The 18,602-nt window shown below is 39.8% G+C and carries 17 protein-coding genes; 6 read left to right on the top strand and 11 right to left on the bottom strand.

The features are described 5' to 3' along the window. Positions 1–15: 15 nt before the first annotated feature. The 4 genes from R2Q94_RS04150 to R2Q94_RS04165 form a co-directional block, all read right to left on the bottom strand. Positions 16–1,281: a nucleoside permease gene (locus R2Q94_RS04150; RefSeq protein WP_316820176.1), complete on the bottom strand. Its 1,266-nt coding sequence runs from the start codon at positions 1,279–1,281 to the stop codon at positions 16–18. A 105-nt stretch (positions 1,282–1,386) separates the two neighbouring features. Beyond that, positions 1,387–2,001, bottom strand: a complete 615-nt coding sequence (locus R2Q94_RS04155; protein WP_316820177.1) for a bifunctional nuclease family protein — start codon at positions 1,999–2,001, stop codon at positions 1,387–1,389. Positions 2,002–2,046: 45 nt separating this feature from the next. Continuing rightward, positions 2,047–3,018 carry an electron transfer flavoprotein subunit alpha/FixB family protein gene (locus tag R2Q94_RS04160; protein ID WP_316820178.1) on the bottom strand — a complete coding sequence of 324 codons (972 nt, stop codon included), beginning with the start codon at positions 3,016–3,018 and terminating at the stop codon, positions 2,047–2,049. Positions 3,019–3,060: 42 nt separating this feature from the next. Next, positions 3,061–3,798 (bottom strand): electron transfer flavoprotein subunit beta/FixA family protein, encoded by a 738-nt coding sequence (locus R2Q94_RS04165; protein ID WP_316820179.1) that lies wholly within the window; start codon positions 3,796–3,798, stop codon positions 3,061–3,063. 45 nt (positions 3,799–3,843) lie between these two features. Here R2Q94_RS04165 and R2Q94_RS04170 point away from each other — a divergent pair, with 45 nt between their 5' ends. Continuing rightward, positions 3,844–4,179 (top strand): tetratricopeptide repeat protein, encoded by a 336-nt coding sequence (locus R2Q94_RS04170; protein WP_316820180.1) that lies wholly within the window; start codon positions 3,844–3,846, stop codon positions 4,177–4,179. Positions 4,180–4,187: 8 nt separating this feature from the next. Continuing rightward, a complete protein-coding gene (chrA, locus tag R2Q94_RS04175; RefSeq protein WP_316820181.1) occupies positions 4,188–5,390 on the top strand; it encodes a chromate efflux transporter in 1,203 nt (400 codons plus the stop codon). Between the two features lie 9 nt (positions 5,391–5,399). On the opposite strand, the gene dnaB is transcribed toward chrA, so the two are convergent. Beyond that, positions 5,400–6,968 carry a replicative DNA helicase gene (gene dnaB, locus R2Q94_RS04180; RefSeq protein ID WP_316820182.1) on the bottom strand — a complete coding sequence of 523 codons (1,569 nt, stop codon included), beginning with the start codon at positions 6,966–6,968 and terminating at the stop codon, positions 5,400–5,402. A gap of 209 nt (positions 6,969–7,177) precedes the next feature. On the opposite strand from dnaB, the gene rlmB reads away from it, so the two are divergent. Further along, the gene (gene rlmB / locus R2Q94_RS04185; RefSeq protein ID WP_316820183.1) at positions 7,178–7,948 is read left to right on the top strand and encodes a 23S rRNA (guanosine(2251)-2'-O)-methyltransferase RlmB; all 771 of its coding nucleotides are present in this window, start codon (positions 7,178–7,180) and stop codon (positions 7,946–7,948) included. 56 nt (positions 7,949–8,004) lie between these two features. Here rlmB and R2Q94_RS04190 read toward each other — a convergent pair whose 3' ends face one another. The 3 genes from R2Q94_RS04190 to R2Q94_RS04200 form a co-directional block, all read right to left on the bottom strand. Continuing rightward, on the bottom strand, positions 8,005–9,276 hold the full coding sequence (locus R2Q94_RS04190) for an Hsp70 family protein (RefSeq protein WP_316820184.1): 1,272 nt from the start codon (positions 9,274–9,276) through the stop codon (positions 8,005–8,007). A gap of 100 nt (positions 9,277–9,376) precedes the next feature. Then, the gene (locus R2Q94_RS04195; RefSeq protein ID WP_316820185.1) at positions 9,377–10,468 is read right to left on the bottom strand and encodes a mannose-1-phosphate guanylyltransferase; all 1,092 of its coding nucleotides are present in this window, start codon (positions 10,466–10,468) and stop codon (positions 9,377–9,379) included. Between the two features lie 15 nt (positions 10,469–10,483). Beyond that, the gene (locus R2Q94_RS04200; RefSeq protein ID WP_316820186.1) at positions 10,484–11,449 is read right to left on the bottom strand and encodes a KpsF/GutQ family sugar-phosphate isomerase; all 966 of its coding nucleotides are present in this window, start codon (positions 11,447–11,449) and stop codon (positions 10,484–10,486) included. A gap of 89 nt (positions 11,450–11,538) precedes the next feature. On the opposite strand from R2Q94_RS04200, the gene recQ reads away from it, so the two are divergent. Together recQ and kdsA are read left to right on the top strand one after the other, a co-directional pair. Continuing rightward, positions 11,539–13,728 carry a DNA helicase RecQ gene (recQ, locus tag R2Q94_RS04205; protein WP_316820187.1) on the top strand — a complete coding sequence of 730 codons (2,190 nt, stop codon included), beginning with the start codon at positions 11,539–11,541 and terminating at the stop codon, positions 13,726–13,728. A gap of 34 nt (positions 13,729–13,762) precedes the next feature. Further along, a complete protein-coding gene (gene kdsA, locus R2Q94_RS04210; protein WP_316820188.1) occupies positions 13,763–14,578 on the top strand; it encodes a 3-deoxy-8-phosphooctulonate synthase in 816 nt (271 codons plus the stop codon). Positions 14,579–14,631: 53 nt separating this feature from the next. Here the strand turns inward: kdsA and R2Q94_RS04215 are convergent, their stop codons facing one another. After that, positions 14,632–16,530, bottom strand: a complete 1,899-nt coding sequence (locus R2Q94_RS04215) for an OmpA family protein (protein ID WP_316820189.1) — start codon at positions 16,528–16,530, stop codon at positions 14,632–14,634. 54 nt (positions 16,531–16,584) lie between these two features. Beyond that, positions 16,585–17,208 (bottom strand): 7-carboxy-7-deazaguanine synthase QueE, encoded by a 624-nt coding sequence (locus tag R2Q94_RS04220; protein WP_316820190.1) that lies wholly within the window; start codon positions 17,206–17,208, stop codon positions 16,585–16,587. Positions 17,209–17,334: 126 nt separating this feature from the next. On the opposite strand from R2Q94_RS04220, the gene R2Q94_RS04225 reads away from it, so the two are divergent. Further along, positions 17,335–17,667: a Rieske (2Fe-2S) protein gene (locus tag R2Q94_RS04225; protein WP_316820191.1), complete on the top strand. Its 333-nt coding sequence runs from the start codon at positions 17,335–17,337 to the stop codon at positions 17,665–17,667. A gap of 33 nt (positions 17,668–17,700) precedes the next feature. On the opposite strand, the gene R2Q94_RS04230 is transcribed toward R2Q94_RS04225, so the two are convergent. After that, the gene (locus R2Q94_RS04230; RefSeq protein WP_316820192.1) at positions 17,701–18,582 is read right to left on the bottom strand and encodes a bifunctional 5,10-methylenetetrahydrofolate dehydrogenase/5,10-methenyltetrahydrofolate cyclohydrolase; all 882 of its coding nucleotides are present in this window, start codon (positions 18,580–18,582) and stop codon (positions 17,701–17,703) included. Positions 18,583–18,602: the final 20 nt, after the last annotated feature.

Raw genomic sequence — 18,602 nt, forward strand, 5'->3', positions numbered from 1 at the left:
AGGCATTATTGTTTTTTAGTGGTTCAATGCATTGATCGCATTTAACTCCGCTTTGTTGTGTTTGTACTTAAAGATGAAAGGGAATGTGATGGCCAGTACTAATGTATAAGCTGCAAAAGTTAACCAGATCCCTTGCCAATCTTTACTTTGGTTTGCAGCAGTAAAGAAGTGTTCAATGATCAGTCCGCTGGTAAAACTTCCAAATAAGGCACCAAATCCGTTCACCATCATCATGAATAGTCCCTGGGCACTACCTCTGATTTTTTCATCAATCTGGGTTTCTACGAATAGAGAACCTGAAATATTAAAGAAATCGAAGGCCATACCATATACGATACAAGACACAATGATCATCCATAATCCGCCTGCAGGATCACCAAAAGCAAAAAGACCAAATCTCAATACCCAGGCTAGCATACTCAACAACATCACATACTTAATTCCAAATTTCCTTAAGAAAAAGGGAATAGCTAAAATAAACAAGGTTTCAGAGATTTGTGAAATAGACATGATAATTGCAGGATATTTTACAGCAAGTAGATCCTTAAATTCAGGAATTTCTTTAAAATCATGCAAATAAGTATCTCCATATGCGTTGGTGAGCTGTAATGCTGCACCTAAAAACATAGAGAACAGGAAAAAAACAGCAAACTTCTTTTGCTTAAATAAGGTGAAAGCCCTTAATCCTAAGGCATCTACAAAAGATTTGCTTTCTACTTTATTTGATAATGGCGGACATTTCGGTAGGGTAAAGGCATAAAGACCTAAAGCCAGAGAAACACCTGATGCAATGTAAAATTGATTAGAAGAGGCTTCGTTTCCGGTTAAGCTCACTACCCATAAGGCCGCAATGAAGCCAATGGTACCCCAGATTCTGATCGGAGGGTAATCTTTGACGACGTCCTGTTTCGCATTCTTAAGCGCAGTATATGCAACGGTAATCGATAAGGAGAGCGTTGGCATATAAAAGATCATATTGAGTAGAATCACCCAGAAAAAAGTACTTGGGTTTGTTACCATTGGCAAGCAAAACAGCACACATGCACCTAAAATATGCAAAGCTCCGTATAGTTTTTCCGCATTAACAAAACGATCTGAAATAATTCCGGCAAGTGCTGGCATAAAAATGGAAGAGATTCCCATGGTAGAAAAGATCACTCCAAATTCTGCGCCTGACCATCCTTTATTCTGGAACCAATACACGCCAATAGTAATAAGCCATGAACCCCAGATAAAGAATTGTAGAAAATTCATCAGAGTTAAGCGTAACTTAACATTCATAAATAATAATTTAGTTGTTTTTTGAATTAATACTTCAAGATAGAACTATTTTGAATAGATCCTCTAAATTGAGATAAGATATTTAAAATAATAAACGATAGGGAGTTATGCGGAATTTCTTCTGTTTAATTCATCACGAATCCTGGCTGCTTTCTCATAGGCTTCTTCGGCAATGGCCTCCTGAAGTTTCTGATTTAATTCTTCTATGCTAAGTGATTTGTAATTTGGCCCTGAGATAGGAGGGCTCATGTCTTCTGAACTGTGTTCTTTAGAAATGTTATCCATGTTTTCTAAGAAAAGGAAGTCATTGCCTTCAATGACAATACCGGCCGAAGAAAGGATAAATTCGTAGGTGTAGATGCTGGCATTGAAGCGAACGGCCAATGCAATGGCATCAGAGGTTCTGGCATCAATTTCCTGAATCGTTTCGCCATCCGTACAAATGAGCTTGGCAAAAAATACACCCTCTACCAGGTTGTAGATCAATACCTCTGTGATTTGTACATGATAAGTCTGCGCAAAAGTTTTGAACAGATCATGGGTAAGTGGTCTGCTTGGGACCATCTTCTCAATTTCAATGGCAATAGCTTGTGCTTCAAACGCGCCGATGATGATCGGAAGACGTCTTCTGCCATTTACTTCGCCAAGAACCAGTGCATAAGCACCTGATTGGGTTTGGCTATAAGACAAACCGATAATTTCGAGTTTTACTTTTTTCATCTTAAGTAATACCCGGCTGAAACAAAATTTCAGCCGGATATTTATTTAGCCTTTATGTGCTTTTAATGCTTCTATTAATTGAGGAACAACTTCAAAGGCATCACCTACGATACCGTAATCCGCAACTTTGAAGAAAGGTGCTTCAGGATCCTTATTGATCACGACGATTACTTTTGAAGAACTTACGCCTGCTAAATGCTGGATTGCTCCAGAAATACCAATGGCGATATATAGATTTGGACTGATGGCGATACCAGTTTGTCCAACGTGTTCTGAATGTGGTCTCCAATCTGCATCTGATACTGGTTTAGAGCAGGCTGTAGCTGCACCAAGTAACCCGGCAAGCTCTTCAATCATTCCCCAGTTTTCAGGTCCTTTAAGGCCTCGCCCTGCGGAAACTACCAATTCGGCATCCGGTAAAGATATTTTATCAGTGGCCCTCACGATTTCTTTAACAATCGCAGCTAAGTCTGTGCTTTTCAGTTCCGGAGCGAAAGTTTCAATGACAACGTCCACCGGAGATTCCTTTACGCCAAAAGCATTAGGATTTAAAGCAATTACCTTAATTGCCGATGTCAGTTCAGTAATGGCAAATGCTTTACCAGAAAAGGCATTTTTCTTTACTGAAAAAGTGCCAGCATCTAATTTAGGTAACTCTACTGCACCATCTACCAAACCGGCTTCCAGTTTTACAGCAACACGTGGTGCCAAACCTTTTCCAGAGAAAGAGTTAGACAATACCACTACATCTGCGGTTTCTTTTTTAGCAGCTTCTGCGATGACCGAAGCATAAGCCTGGTTTACGAAGTTTTTTAATTGGTCGTTGGTAACATTTAATACTTTAGAAGCGCCGTATTTACCCAACTCTTTTAATTCGTTTTCTCCAACATTACCGATAGATATTGCGGTTAAATTAGTTCCTTTTGTATCTGCAATGGCTTTCGCATAAGCTACTGCTTCAAAAACAGATTTCTTAAACTTACCATCGACTTGTTCTACATATACTAAAACTGACATAAGATCTTTATTAAATAATTTTAAAAATGAGAATAGAACGGTTTAGATGACTTTAGCTTCTGTATGTAAAAGTCCGATCAGTTGTGCTGCAGATTCTGCAGGGATCAGTTTTACGGCACCACGTGGGGCAGGGGTCTCAAATTTAGTGACCTTGCTGATTTGCGCGATGTCTTTGGCTTCAACAACTTGTAGCGGTTTAGATCTTGCAGACATAATACCTCTCATATTTGGGATAGTAGGAACAGCCGTACCTTCCGCACAACTTGCAATAAACTTGCCAGTTACGGTAACTACTTCTTTTCCACCTTCAATTTCACGTTCTATTGTCGCTGTCGTTCCATCATAATCCAATTTCTTGATGATAGAGATCGAAGGGATATCTAAAAATTCGCCAACCATAGCTGCTACCTGAGATCCATTATAATCAATAGATTCACGACCGCAAAGGATCATATCGAAGTCTTTGGTTTTCGCATATTCCGCAATTTGATAAGCGGTAAAATAGGCGTCTCTAGGTTCAGCATTGATTCTGACAGCATCATCTGCTCCGATAGCAAGTGCTTTTCTTATGGTTGGGTCTGTAGTACTCTCTCCAACATTGATTACGGTAACGGTTCCTTTACCACCCTCACACAGTTCAATTGCTTTAGATAAGGCAATTTCATCATATGGATTTACAATAAATTGTACGCCTGATGTATTGAATTGTGTATTATCGTTAGTAAAAGTTATTTTTGTCGTTGTGTCGGGCACATTACTGATACAAACTAATATTTTCATAAAATTGTCTTTTTGCAAATCTAATTAAAAAAGCAGGGATTTAAAATGCAAAGTACCCGATTAGCAAAGTTATTGGAGTTTTTATCCAATGACCCTCATGATCCATTCGTTCTGTACGCTTTAGCTACAGAATACAACAATTCAAACGACGTAGAAAAGGCATTTGAATTTTACTTAAAACTGACCAGTGATCACCCGGATTATGTAGGTACTTATTACCATCTTGGTAAGCTATATGAGAAAGTTGGACAAAAGGAAACTGCATTGGAAATTTATCAGAAAGGAATGGCAGTAGCTAGGAACAAAAGAGATATGCATGCATTTTCAGAATTGCAGGGCGCTTATAATTCGGCTGCCGGACTGGATTACGAAGACGATTAACCATGGGGATGGTGAACAAAAGACAACTGTTGTTTATCAGAGATGTGTTCCTTTTTACTTTTACTGCCTTTGGAGGGGCACAGGCGCATCTTGCATTACTGCTTAAATATTTCGTGAAAAACGTCAGGTATATTACAGAAGAGGAATTGCTGGAACTCAATGCACTCTCTCAGGTATTACCTGGTCCGGCTTCCACCCAGACTTTGGTTGGGATCGGGTATAAGGTGGGCGGACTAAAACTGGCTTTGATTACTTTTCTGATCTGGATCATTCCTTCAGCGGCGCTGATGACTTTTGCGGCCATTAGTTTCGCAAAATGGGATCAGCAGCAGAAGTTTTCTGAAATTCTAGAGTACATTCAGCCCATTGCTTTGGGAATTGTTGCCTTTGGCGCCTTTAATTTAGCAAAAAGAGTCCTGGTTTCACAGTTGACCATCTTTCTGGCCATTGCTGCGGTGGTCATCACCATGGTATTGAGGAATGCTTACGTTTTTCCAATCGCCATTTTGATTGGAGGAATGATTTCTTCTGCTATCGGGACACCTAAAGAAGAAAGTGAATTGAGAGTAAGGTTGTTTTCTAACATCAACCCTAAAAAATTGATTTATTTTATTGGGGTATTGTTGATCCTGGCCTCTTTAGGTGCGATTATCAATCGTACTTCCCTATTTAGTTTACCGATCAGGTTGTTTGAGAATTTTTACCGGAATGGGATTCTCATTTTTGGTGGTGGACAAGTTTTGGTGCCTTTGATGTTTACGGAGTTCGTAGAAATGAAGCATTACCTCAATGGTACTAATTTTCTTTCAGGTTTTGCATTACAGCAGGCTTTACCCGGACCAACCTTTTCATTTACGAGTTATGTAGGGGCAATGAGTATGAAGACCTTTGGCTATGGCTTAACAGGTCAGATACTCGGAGGTTTTGTAGCGGTAATGGGAATAAATCTTCCAGGTTTGATCTTGGTGTTGTTTATTGTGCCGTTCTGGGAAGATTTGAAGAAGATTTCGAGGATTAAATACTCTATGGTAGGGATCAATGCCGTGAGTGTGGGCTTTATTATTGCTGCATTTATCCTGTTGGTACAGCCGATCGGTCTGAATCTGATGTCGATCGGAGTAATGATTGGCACTTTTCTGGTGCTTAATTTCACAAAAATAAGCCCACCAATAATTGTATTGGCGGGCATTTTATTAGGTTATTTCTTATAATCTTATCCTTTAAAAAGGAGCGTCATCGTCATGCATATCATCCATTCTGGATGGTTTGATGATGACGTTTCCAGCCGGGCGGTCAAAATCCTGTGAAGGCGCCATACCTGCACTCGTACTGTCCATTGAGAAGGAAGTCGGTGCTGCAAAATTATCCTCCAAATCTGCGAATTTAACGTATTTACCAATGAAGCGTAATGGAACAATACCAGTTTCACCGTTACGGTGTTTCGCGATAATTACTTCTCCAATACCTGCTTGTGAACGTCCCTGCTCATCCTCAGTAATACCATAATATTCAGGTCTGTAAAGGAAGAGTACCATATCCGCATCCTGCTCAATGGAACCGGATTCACGTAAATCCGAAAGCATCGGACGTTTACCGTTCTGACCAGGCCTGCTCTCTACCGCACGACTCAACTGAGATAGCGCTAATACTGGAACGTTTAATTCTTTAGCTACAGATTTCAGGGCTCTGGAAATACTACCGATTTCCTGCTCCCTGTTTCCACCACCACCTTCACCTTTACCATGCATCAACTGGAGGTAATCGATGATGATCAACTGTAAATCGTATTGAGATTTTAATCTTCGGCATTTTGCTCTGAATTCAAAGATATTCAGGGCAGGGGTATCATCAATTAATAATGGAGCTTCTGTTAAAGTACCGATTTTGCTATGGAGCTGTTGCCATTCCCATTCTGCCAGATTTCCTTTTCTGATTTTCTCCTGTTCAATTTCCGTTTCTCCGGAAATCAAACGATTCACCAACTGAACAGAGGACATCTCCAGGGAGAATACCACTACCGGACGTTTGAAATCTACTGCGGCATTTCTCGCACAAGTTAGAACGAAGGCGGTCTTTCCCATTGCCGGACGTGCCGCGATGATCACTAAATCTGATGGTTGCCATCCACCGGTAATGCGATCGAGGTCGGTAAAGCCGGAAGGTACACCTGTTAGTCCATCGCTTTTTCCACGAAGTGCTTCTAAAGTGGCCAGGGATTGTTTTACAATCTCGTCCATTTTCTGGGTATCCCTGCGTAAATTGTTCTGTGCAATATCAAACAGGTTTTTCTCGGCATGATCCAACAGGTCGAAAATATCTGTAGTGTCTTCATAAGCGTTCTGAATGATCTCAGATGAGATCCTAATCAGTTCTCTTTGAATGTATTTTTGAGAAATAATTCTGGAGTGATATTCAATGTTTGCAGCAGAAGCAACTCTATTGGTTAAATTGGTAATGTAATAAGCACCACCTACCATTTCCAATAAGCCCAGATTTCTAAGCTCGGAAGTAACAGTTAAAATATCAACAGGTTTTGATTTCTGGAATAATAAAGCAATTGCCTCGAAGATTTTTTTATGTGCTTCAGCATAAAATACTTCAGGTTTTAAAATGTCAATTACGGTAGATAAGGCATCCTTTTCTAACATTAAAGCACCTAGAACAGCTTCTTCAAGATCTAATGCCTGGGGAGGTATTTTTCCCATGGTGTTCATAGAGTTGCTTAGTCTGGCCTTTCTGGCGCTGAAAGTCGCTTTATCTGTTCCCTGATTTCCGTTGTCGTTACTCATGGCTACAAAAATATGGAAAAATTAGTGCCTTTACTTAATTCTTTATGAACATTTAAAAAGGGTAAATATCCAATTTGCGCTGCTGAATTTCAGGAAGTCCAGTTTTTGCTCACTAAACTATGTGGAAAAGAGCAATTTAGCTTGCCTGGAAAATAGGTTTCCTTTAATCGCATAATTTCAGCTATTTTTGCGCTTCAATTTTAAGAAAGATGGAACATTCGAGGAGACCTGCAAGAGCTAAAGAAAATAATGAATTCGTATTTGGCATACGCGCTGTAATAGAGGCTATTAAGGCTGGTAAAGATATTGAAAGTATTTACATTCAACGTGGATTAGGCGGTGATTTGATTCTGGAGCTGAAAGGGATTTTGAAAGGGGTAGACGCGCCGATTCATAATGTACCGGTAGAAAAACTGAACAGAATGACCCTAAAGAATCACCAGGGTGTGATTGCAGTGATTTCTGCGATTTCTTTTCAGAAAATTGAAGACATTATCCCTGCGGTTTATGAGAAAGGTGAGGTGCCATTGGTATTGATCCTGGATGGCATTACTGATGTGCGTAACATGGGGGCAATTGCCAGAACAGCAGCTTGTGCTGGAGCGCATGCCATCATTGTGCCTACTAAAAATTCCGCACAAATTAATGCAGATGCCATTAAAACTTCGGCTGGTGCTTTATTCAGTATTCCGGTATGCAGACATCCAAATCTTCATAAAATCGCTTTGTATTTACAGGATTGTGGTTTGCAGATTGTTGCCTGTACCGAGAAAACAAATGATTTGATTTATGCACCGGATTATACGGCGCCTACGGCAATTGTAATGGGAGCAGAGGACGAGGGAATCTCAAATGAGATTATGAGAATGGCCAATCACCTGGCAAAAATACCGATGATTGGAGAGATCAGTTCATTGAATGTTTCTGTTTCAGCAGGTGTTATTCTTTACGAAGCAATCAGACAACGTCAGTTGTCATAGTTAATTACGATATTTTAATAGGATGGGAGCCTGTGTTACACAGGCTCCCATTTTTTTTAAGCTTCCTCAAATAAGTATCCGCTATAAGCCAGTCCTTTAGCTACACTAATGAAGTTGTCACCAGAGTTGACCGGTACTTCAGGGAATCTACTGTTAAACAATTCTTTTACTGCAGAGACCATAGAAGTTCCTCCAGTCAGGAATAAACTGTCGATCTCCGAAGGGTTGATTTTGTTTTTCGTTAAAAACTCATCCAGATACATGCTGATCTTTCTCAAATCTCTTTGGATAATTTTATTGTATTGTTCCAGACTTACGTTCTGGTCAATTTCTATGTCCATATTCCGATATACAAATGGTGCCTCTTCGTCTTTGGATAAAGCTACTTTTGTTTTCTCTATTGATTGAAATACGGAATAACCCAGATTGTGATCTGTCAGGGTGATCAGATTTTTGAATTTTGGATCTTGTTTCGAATAATGATAATAAGTCTGGATGTCATTTCTCACTTTGATTCCATTAAAGAAGTTCATCTGTTCCCAGGAGCAGATATTGCTGAAATAGGAGTTAGGTACAGTCAGCATTTTACCTGGCGCAGCTTCGTAAAGGGTATCCTTTCCAAAATGAGGAGTTCCCTGATCCCACATAAAAGAGGAATCAAAGCTATCCCCACCAATATATATACCCCCGGTGGCAAGGATGTCATTTTTACGGTCCTTACTGCCCACTTTGGCAGGATCTAATTCCAGGTAGGTGAAATCTGTGGTACCGCCTCCAAGATCGGCAACCAGTACTTTTTCCTTTTTGGTGATGCTTTGCTCATAAGCAAAGGCTGCCCCAATGGGTTCAAATTGAAAACGGATATTGGTAAAGCCAGCATTTTCTGCTGCCTTGTTTAAACGTTTTTGAGCTAAAGCATCTTTTGCAGTGCTTTCATCATCAAAGAAAACAGGACGGCCAATAATTGCTTTCTGGCAGTCATAGCCGATAATTTCATCTGCTTTTTGTTTCAGGTCTTTTAAGATCAGGGTAACCAGGTCTGAAGCATTATATTTTTTGGTGAATACCCGGGTTTCAATGAAACTGGTTCTTGGGAGTACTCTTTTAACTGATTTCATGAAACGGCCTTTCATGCCATCACTGATGTAAGCGTTTATCGCATCTTCCCCAACGAAATGAGTAATAGAATCTGTTTCGGAGGCTTCGTCTTTGAAGTAAAGGATGGATGGAACGGTAATGGTAGCGATGATTTCTTGTTGCTCATCGTCGTAGATAGATAGTGCAGAATTGGTAGTTCCAAAGTCAATTCCGTATAAGTACTTAGTCATTGTATTGGTAATTTTGGGCAGGGAAAAATGTTAAAAACAATACATCCGAATTCTAGCATTGGCCAGAATCCGGATGTATTGTTAAATGGTAACGAATTGTTTATATATATTTTGTACCAAATTTCGATTTTACATCGGCGACAATTTGTTTTATATTTTGTTCTTCTGTTCTAGGACAAATCATCAGGGTATTGTTGGATTCTACTACAATATAGTCGTGGAGTCCTTGAAGGATCACAAGTTTATCTTTTGGTACATTTACCATACAGTTGGAAGAATCGAACATCATTACTTTCTCTGCCGGAATTACAGCATTTCCTACGTAATCATGTGCTGCAATTTCGTAGATGGAGGCCCAGGTACCCAGGTCGGACCAGCCAAAGTCAGCAGGAAGGACATACACATTGTCTGCTTTCTCCATGATTCCAAAATCTATAGAGATATTGGTGCACTGTTGATAAGCGTCGCTGATGAAGCTTGCTTCTCTTTCGGTGTTGTATACCGGATTCCCCTGAAGGAAGATCTCATGCATATCCGGAAGGTGCTTAGCGAAGGCTTTAGTGATGGATTTGGCGGACCAAATGAAAATCCCTGCATTCCATAAGAAATCTCCACTTTGAATAAAGGATTTGGCGAGTTCCAGATTCGGTTTTTCAGTAAAGATTTTCACCTTATGAATTTGCTCATCCGTAGGAAGGGTGTTTTCTATGTACTGGATATAGCCATAACCGGTGTCAGGTCTGCTTGGCTTGATTCCTAAAGTAATCAGGCAGTCGTTTTCCGAAGCTGCTTTTAAAGATTGCTCTATGGCGGCAATAAATGCATCCTGATTGGTAATCGTATGATCTGAAGGCGCTACAACAATGGTCGCATTAGGATTCAGGTTAAGGATTTTCATGGAACCATAAGAAACGCAGGGAGCTGTGTTTCTCATAATTGGCTCTGCAAGGATCTGATTTGTGTTCAGGCCCGGAAGTTGTTCTTTCACGATATCTGTATAGATCTCGTTGGTCACTACAAAAATATTTTCCGGTGGACAAACTTTCAAGAAACGCTCGTAAGTGCTTTGAATCAGTGTTTTTCCAATTCCAAAGAAGTCAATGAACTGCTTAGGGAACTCTGTTCTGCTCACTGGCCAAAATCTACTGCCAACGCCACCGGCCATTATTAGTGCGTAATTATTTTTATTCATGCTAAATTGAAAGTATTAAATTATGCCTTCCTGAAGAAGGTCATGTAAATGGATCATCCCAAAGTACGCTCCGCCATCTGTCACTAATAATTGAGTGATGTTATTCTCCTTAATCATTTCTAATGCATTGATAGCTAAAAGATCTTTTTCTATAGTTTTAGGATGAGGGTTCATTAAATCACTTGCTTTAATGTCGGCTAAATTAGTATGTTTTTCTAACATTCTCCTGATATCTCCATCAGTAATGATTCCTAAAATCGTATCCGCCTCAATAACAACCACTGCGCCTAAACGGTTTTGGCTAATTTCAATAATGACATCTTTAACGGAAGCTCCTGGAGGTATGGAGGGTTTCTGGTTCTTAAGGGCGATGTCACCTGATTTTAAATACAGACGTTTGCCTAATGCACCTCCGGGATGATACCTGCCAAAATCTTCCTCATTGAAATTTCTTGCATTGAGCAGACAAATGGCTAAAGCATCGCCCATGGCCAATTGGGCAGTAGTGCTGGTGGTAGGAGCCAGGTTATGCGGACAGGCTTCTTTTGTAACGGTGGTATTCAGAATTAAATCTGCCTGTGCAGCCAGTTCCGAATTGAGTTGTCCAACCATGCCAATCATCAGATTGCCGGATTGTTTTAGTAGTGGAGCGAGTACTTTGATTTCAGGTGTATTTCCGCTTTTTGAAATACAGATGACAATATCGTCTTTTTGAATCATTCCAAGATCGCCATGTACTGCGTCAGCAGCATGCATAAAGCTGGATGGTGTGCCCGTAGAATTAAAAGTTGCCACTATTTTTTGAGCAATAATAGCGCTTTTGCCTATTCCGGTGACGATCACACGCCCCTTACATTGCAGAATATGGTCGATAATCTGGCAAAAATCATCATTTATATGGTCAATTAGCCCAAGGATGGATTGTGATTCCAGTTGTAACGTGTTGACTGCGTCCTCGATAATAGCTTTTTTACTTTTCAAACAGAATTAATTAGTATATTGATGCTTTGAATTAGTGCAAAATTATGTTATTTTGAAGTAAATATAGCACTGAATATTTTATACGCGTAATGGATGTGAAAAAGTCGTTGTTTGATAACTTGCAAACCTTTTTTGGTTTTGATAATTTTAAAGGTGACCAGGAGTCTATCATCACCAATGTTCTCGAAGGAAAGAATACGTTTGTGATTATGCCTACAGGTGGAGGGAAGTCCATATGTTATCAGTTACCGGCGCTTATGAGCGAGGGGACTGCAATTGTTATATCGCCCCTGATCGCGCTGATGAAAAATCAGGTGGATCAGCTGAGGGCCTTTGGTGGAAGCGACAGTATCGCACACTTTTTAAACTCTTCTTTAAATAAAGCGGAAATTACTCAGGTGAAAAGCGATCTGTTGAGCGGACAAACTAAGTTATTATACGTTGCTCCGGAATCATTGTCGAAGCCAGATAATATTGAATTCTTAAAGCTGATCAAGATTTCTTTTGTCGCTGTTGATGAAGCCCACTGTATTTCGGAATGGGGACATGATTTCCGTCCTGAATATCGAAAAATCAGACAGGTCATCAGCGGTCTTGGTGAAGAAATTCCAATTATCGCTTTAACCGCTACAGCTACCCCGAAAGTACAGCAGGATATCATTAAGAACCTGCAAATGTCTGATGCCACCTTGTTTAAATCGTCATTTAACAGGCCGAACTTATTTTATGAGATCCGCCCGAAAAGAGATGTTCTTAAGGAGATGATCAGGTACATCAAGTACAATACCGGAAAATCAGGAATCATTTACTGTCTCAGCCGTAAAAAGGTGGAAGAGGTTGCAGAAGCAATGAATCTGAATGGCATTAAGGCTTTGCCTTATCATGCCGGTTTGGAGCCTAAAGTACGGGCAGATACGCAGGATAAATTCCTGATGGAAGATGTGGAGGTGATTGTGGCAACTATTGCTTTTGGAATGGGCATCGATAAGCCGGATGTACGTTTTGTGATTCACCATGATATTCCTAAGAGTATGGAAGGCTATTATCAGGAAACTGGTAGGGCTGGAAGAGATGGCGGAGAAGGGGTATGTATTGCTTTTTATGCGCAGAAAGATGTAGATAAGCTGGCGAAATTCATGAAAGATAAGCCAGTGTCTGAACGTGAAATCGGTACACAGATTCTAAAAGAAGTGATTGATTATGCAGAATCAGGTGTATGCCGTAGAAAACAGATCCTGCATTATTTTGGAGAGAACTTCAATGAAACAGGCTGTAACTGTATGTGCGACAATTGTAAAAAGCCCAAGAAACTTTTTGATGCAGAAGAATCTTTACTGGTATTGTTGAAACTGATTCAACGTATCGGGGAGAAATTTGATGATGCACACATCTTAAACATCTTTACTGGGTCTGAAACCGCTCAAACCATCGCTTATGAGCATGGTAAAATTCCTGAATTCGGTTTAGGAATGGTAGAAGGAGAAAACTACTGGAAATCTTTAATCCGTCAGTCGGTGTTAAATAATTTCCTTTCCAAAGATATTGACAATTATGGCCTTTTAAGGTTAACTAATAATGGTAGAGATTTTATTGAAAATCCATATAGTCTTAAATTTGTACTCAACGAGCCGATTGAAAGCGCTGCAGATGATGATGAAGATGACGTGAAACATGGATCAGGAACTTTAGATACCCAGTTGCTGCAACTGCTGAAAGACCTGAGAAAAAAAATCGCCAAACAAAAGAATGTGCCACCATTTGTGGTGTTTCAGGATCCTTCACTGGAAGAAATGTGTACGCATTATCCGATTGCAATGGATGAATTGAAGCAAATCTCAGGAGTGGGAAATGGAAAGGCCATGAAATTTGGTTCACCATTTATTGAGCTGATTAAAAAATATGTGGAGGACAATGATATTGAACGCCCGATAGACCTGATCATTAAAACTCAGGCGAATAAATCGCAGTTGAAAGTATCGATCATCCAAAATGTAGACAGACAAATCAGTTTAGAAGACATCGCTAAATCTAAAGGCATCACTTATTTTGATATCCTTAAGGAAATCGAAGCAATTGTGAACTCCGGAACTAAGCTAAATCTGAATTATTTTGTAGATGAACTCATTGACGAGGACCGTCAGGATGAAGTGTTTGATTACTTCCAGTCTGCGGAAAATGACTCTATTGACGAAGCATTAAAGGAATTAGGAGAAGCAGATTATTCCCGGGAAGAGATCCAATTGATGCGTATCAAGTTCATGTCTGAACTGGGTAATTAATAGATTGAATTAGGTAATTATTACACAAAGAAAAATGATCAATTTCCCATTAGATAATTTAAAACACCAGGAATCAGGTAATTTCTTTTTAATGGCAGGACCATGTGCCATAGAAGGTGAAGAGATCGCAATGCGTATCGCTGAGAAGATCATCACGATTACAGATAAACTGGAAATCCCTTTCATTTTTAAAGGTTCCTATCGTAAAGCTAACCGCTCTAAAGGGGGTTCTTTTACTGGAATCGGAGATGAGAAGGCCTTGAAAATTTTAGAGAAGATCGGTAAGACTTTTAACGTACCTACGGTAACCGATATCCATGAGAGTGCAGAAGCTGCCATGGCCGCTGCATATGTGGATGTACTTCAAATTCCAGCTTTTCTTTGTCGCCAGACTGACTTGCTGATTGCTGCAGCGAAAACAGGTAAAGTGGTTAACGTTAAGAAGGGACAGTTTTTATCTGCAGGTTCCATGAAGTTTGCTGTAGAAAAAATTGTAGAGTCCGGAAACAATAAAGTTATCCTGACAGACCGTGGAAACACTTTCGGCTATCAGGATCTGATTGTCGATTACCGTGGATTACCTGAAATGAAGAGTTTTGGTGTACCGGTAGTAATGGATTGTACGCATTCCCTGCAACAGCCAAACCAAAGCTCTGGCGTAACCGGAGGTAAACCAGAATTGATTGAAACTATTGCTAAAGCAGCAATTGCTGTTGGTGCCGATGGTTTGTTTATTGAAACACATCCTGATCCTGCAAATGCAAAATCAGATGGAGCAAATATGTTACACCTGGATTTACTGGAAGATTTACTGGTAAAACTAGTTAGAATAAGAAAAGCGGTGATTTAACCGCTTTTCTTATTTACAATACTTTGTTAATTCACATACCAAAGATCCGATCTTTAGATTTTAGTGACGATGAAGGAGGTTCTTCTATTTTGTTTCCGCTGTTCTTCGGTATCGTTTCCAGCAATAGGTTTTGTTTCTCCATAACCTTTAAACTTAAGCCTGCCTGGATCTATCTTTTGAGCAATCAATTCATCATACACGGCTTTAGCACGATTCAGTGATAGCTTTTCATTCTGTATATCGTTTCCTACATTATCCGTATGCCCCTGGATTTCTATTTCCACATGAAGGTTCTGTTTCAATAGTTCAATTAAGGTACTCAGTTCAGTCAAAGAGCTGGGGAGCAATCGATATTCATTGGTGTCAAAAAAAATATTTTTTAGTACCATATTTGTACCCACTTTTAAGCGCTCAAGGTTGATCTCCAAAAGAAAAGGCTGGGTTCTGCTACCTAATCCCAGCTCATAGTTTTCTGAATAAAATAAATAACCGTCAGCGCTGGCATTGAAGGCATAATTAGCACCTATAGGCATTACCGCAAGGAATTCTCCATTTTCTTTAGCGGTATAGTCGTTGTAGACAGCATGTTTAGTCAGCAGATTAACCACCTGAACTTTTGCATCTAAAAACTGGCGATTATCTTTATCACGAACGATTCCCTTGACATATGTAATGGGCATCGGCTGTTTGTCAGCAGGTAGTTTAAACTGATAGACGTCCATATCACCATAGCCATCTTTTAGGTCAGCAGAGAAGAAGGCAGTACTGCCATTAGGGCTAACGATCAATCCACTCTCTTCATTACAGGTATTGATAGGGTAGCCCATATTTACAGGATTACTCCAATGTCCATTGTCCAGCATACGGCTCATGAAGATGTCTTTGTTACCCATTCCAGGCCATCCATCCGAAGAAAAGTAAAGCGTTTTCCCATCTGCATGTAAGAACGGTGTGTTTTCATCATATGGTGTATTGATTTCCGGACCAAGGTTAACGGGAGCAGACCATTCACCGGCTTCGTTGAGGCCGGATTTCCAGATGTCATAACCGCCAATCCCACCAGGTCTGTTGCTTACAAAGTACAGGGTATTGCCATCTGGACTGATTGCGGGTTGCGATTCCCAGTAAGCAGTGTTTACCGGAGGTCCCAGGTTAAAAGGTTCTCCCCAATCATTCCCTTCTTTATGGCTCAGGTATATGTCGCAACGTCCAAGGCCGTTTGGACGGTTACAACCTGTGAAAAACAAGTATAAGCCATCCGGTGATAAGGATTGAGCACCTTCATTAAATTGTGAGGTATTGATCTTACTGCTTAAAGGGACTGCTTTGTTCCATTCGTTGTTCGATTTCTTAGACAGGAAGAAGTCTTCGTTTCCATCTATATTACGACTAAAGATCAAGGTTTCATTGTCTGCGGTGATGGCTGGAAAGTAATCCCTGTAAGCAGTATTGATCTGAGGGCCGAGGTTAATTGGCTCATAGGCTTGTGGTTTTTTTATGGCCTCAATGGCAAACTCACAATCTTTCTGGTATTTTTTTGCCCTGGCAAGAAAGCCAGTATCATTACCTGTAAAATTAGTGATGAAGTAATGGAAGTGCTTTAATGCATTTGTATAATCAGCACTAAACAATTCAGATTCTCCAAGGCCGTAATACATACGAGGATCGGAATTGGCCTGAAGTGCTATGGCTTTGAGGTAATAGATTTTTGCCTCTCCATAAGATTTGATTCTTCTGTTGAGTTCAGCAAGTTGGAGAATGGCATTTTGAAAACCTGGATCAGCCTGCAACGCTTCTTTTAATGCTTTAATCGCTTCTGGATACTGGTTGTCATTTAATAAGCCTTGGGCTTTATCAAAGCTGGCCATTGCTTTCCTGACCGTAGATGTTTGGGCTCTTGCAGAAAAAAATATCAGGAAAGACAGAAAAAGAGCAACAGATATTTTTTTCAAAACGCTATTGTTAATGATGAATAATTAAATATAGCGAAAAATCTATCTGCGCAGTTAAGGGATATTTAAATATTTATGTGTTTGCAAAGAAATTTCCCATTTAGGATTTGCCATTACATAATCGATAATCAAAGGAGTGATTTCCTTAGATTTAGACCATTCAGGCTGCAGGTATAATTTGCAGGTATCAGAAACAGTCGCAGCATATTGTTCTGCCCATTCAAAATCACTCTTGTTAAATACAATGACTTTTAATTCATTGGCAAATGGGGTAATGTCTGGACGAGGGGCTTTAAATTTCTTTGGAGAAAGGCAAATCCAATCCCAGGTTCCTGAAAGGGGATAGGCTCCGGAAGTTTCAATAAAAGTAAGAATGTTCTTTTCTTTTAACTTTTCGGTTAAATAATCCAGATTGTAAATCAATGGCTCACCGCCAGTAATGACTACAGCTTTACCAGGAAAGGTATCTGCTTTGGCTACAATATCATCAGCTGAAGTTAAAGGATGTAATTCTGCATCCCAGCTTTCTTTAACATCGCACCAGTGGCAACCTACATCGCAACCTCCCAGACGGATAAAATAAGCCGCCTTTCCTGTGTTAAATCCTTCGCCCTGTATGGTGTAAAACTCTTCCATTAAAGGAAGTAATGTGCCGTCTGCTGGTATATTGTGTGCCATATATTAAGGATGCAAAGGTAAATAAAATATTCACGGGAAATGAGATTATATGTATATTGAAGCGGATTAAATGACCAATCTGTGAAAAAGAAGGTTCATTTTTAATCATTTATCTAAATATGTCATATGCTAAAGTGGTATAAATTGGAAGAAACCTTTCCGGAAGGAGATTTTGTTGAGCAGATTAAGGTAAATGGGAAGAAATTATGCCTGGTGAGACATCAGCAGCATTTCTTTGTAGTTCAAAATAGTTGTCCGCATGCCGGTGGTATCTTAAGTGGAGGAACCTGTAAGAATGGGTATTTGATTTGTCCTATACATCGTTGGGAGTACAATTTACAAACCGGAAGAGGGGCAGAGGGCCAGGGAGATTATATTGATATTTATCCTGTAGAAACCAGATCGGATGGGATCTATGTGGGCTTAAAAGAAAGCTGGATAAAAAAGCTCTTTAGTTAATTCAACTAAAGAGCTTTTTAAATATGGAGATATTTATGAATAGATTTCTCTTTTTGCAGAGGCCAATGTATTCTTTAATAAGCCTACTATGGTCATCAGACCTACGCCTCCAGGAACTGGAGTAATCCATGAAGCTTTAGGGGCAACATTTTCAAAATCTACATCACCATACAGTTTAAAACCAGATTTAGTTTCTGTAGAAGTTTCTCTGTTGATGCCCACATCAATGATGATCGCACCTGGTTTCACCATATCAGCGGTTACAAAGTTCTTTTTACCAATTGCTGCAACGATAATATCAGCCTGTAAAGCCAGTTCTTTTAAATTGGCTGTTTTACTGTGTGTTAAAGTTACGGTACAGTTTCCAGGATTGGCATTTCTGGCCATCAGGATACTCATCGGGCTGCCAACGATATTACTTCTGCCTACTACCACGCAATGTTTTCCGGTCGTATCAATTTCATAAGCCTGAAGCATGAGCATAATACCATAAGGAGTAGCAGGAATAAAGCAAGGAAGGTTCCTCATCATACGTCCAAGATTTACGGGATGAAATCCGTCTACATCTTTACGGTAATCAATGGTTTCAGTTACTTTTTCAGGATCGATGTGCTTAGGAAGTGGCAATTGAACAATTAGTCCATCTACACCGGCATCCTGATTGATCTCTTCAATCTTTTGTAGTAATTCTGCTTCTGTTACGGATTGGTCATATCTGATCAGGGAAGATTGAAAACCAACCTTTTCACAGTTTTTCATTTTGCTGGCAACATAGGTTTCACTACCACCATCATTCCCCACCAATATTGCAACCAAGTGTGGTTTTCTACCACTCTCTGCTAAAAACGAGGCAGCTTCTGCTGCGATTTCCTGTTTTATTTTTTCTGATGCGAATTTTCCGTCAAGTAACTGCATGTAATCCTTTATGTTGTTGT

This window comes from Pedobacter gandavensis (assembly GCF_032678465.1).
Lineage (GTDB): Bacteria > Bacteroidota > Bacteroidia > Sphingobacteriales > Sphingobacteriaceae > Pedobacter > Pedobacter gandavensis_B.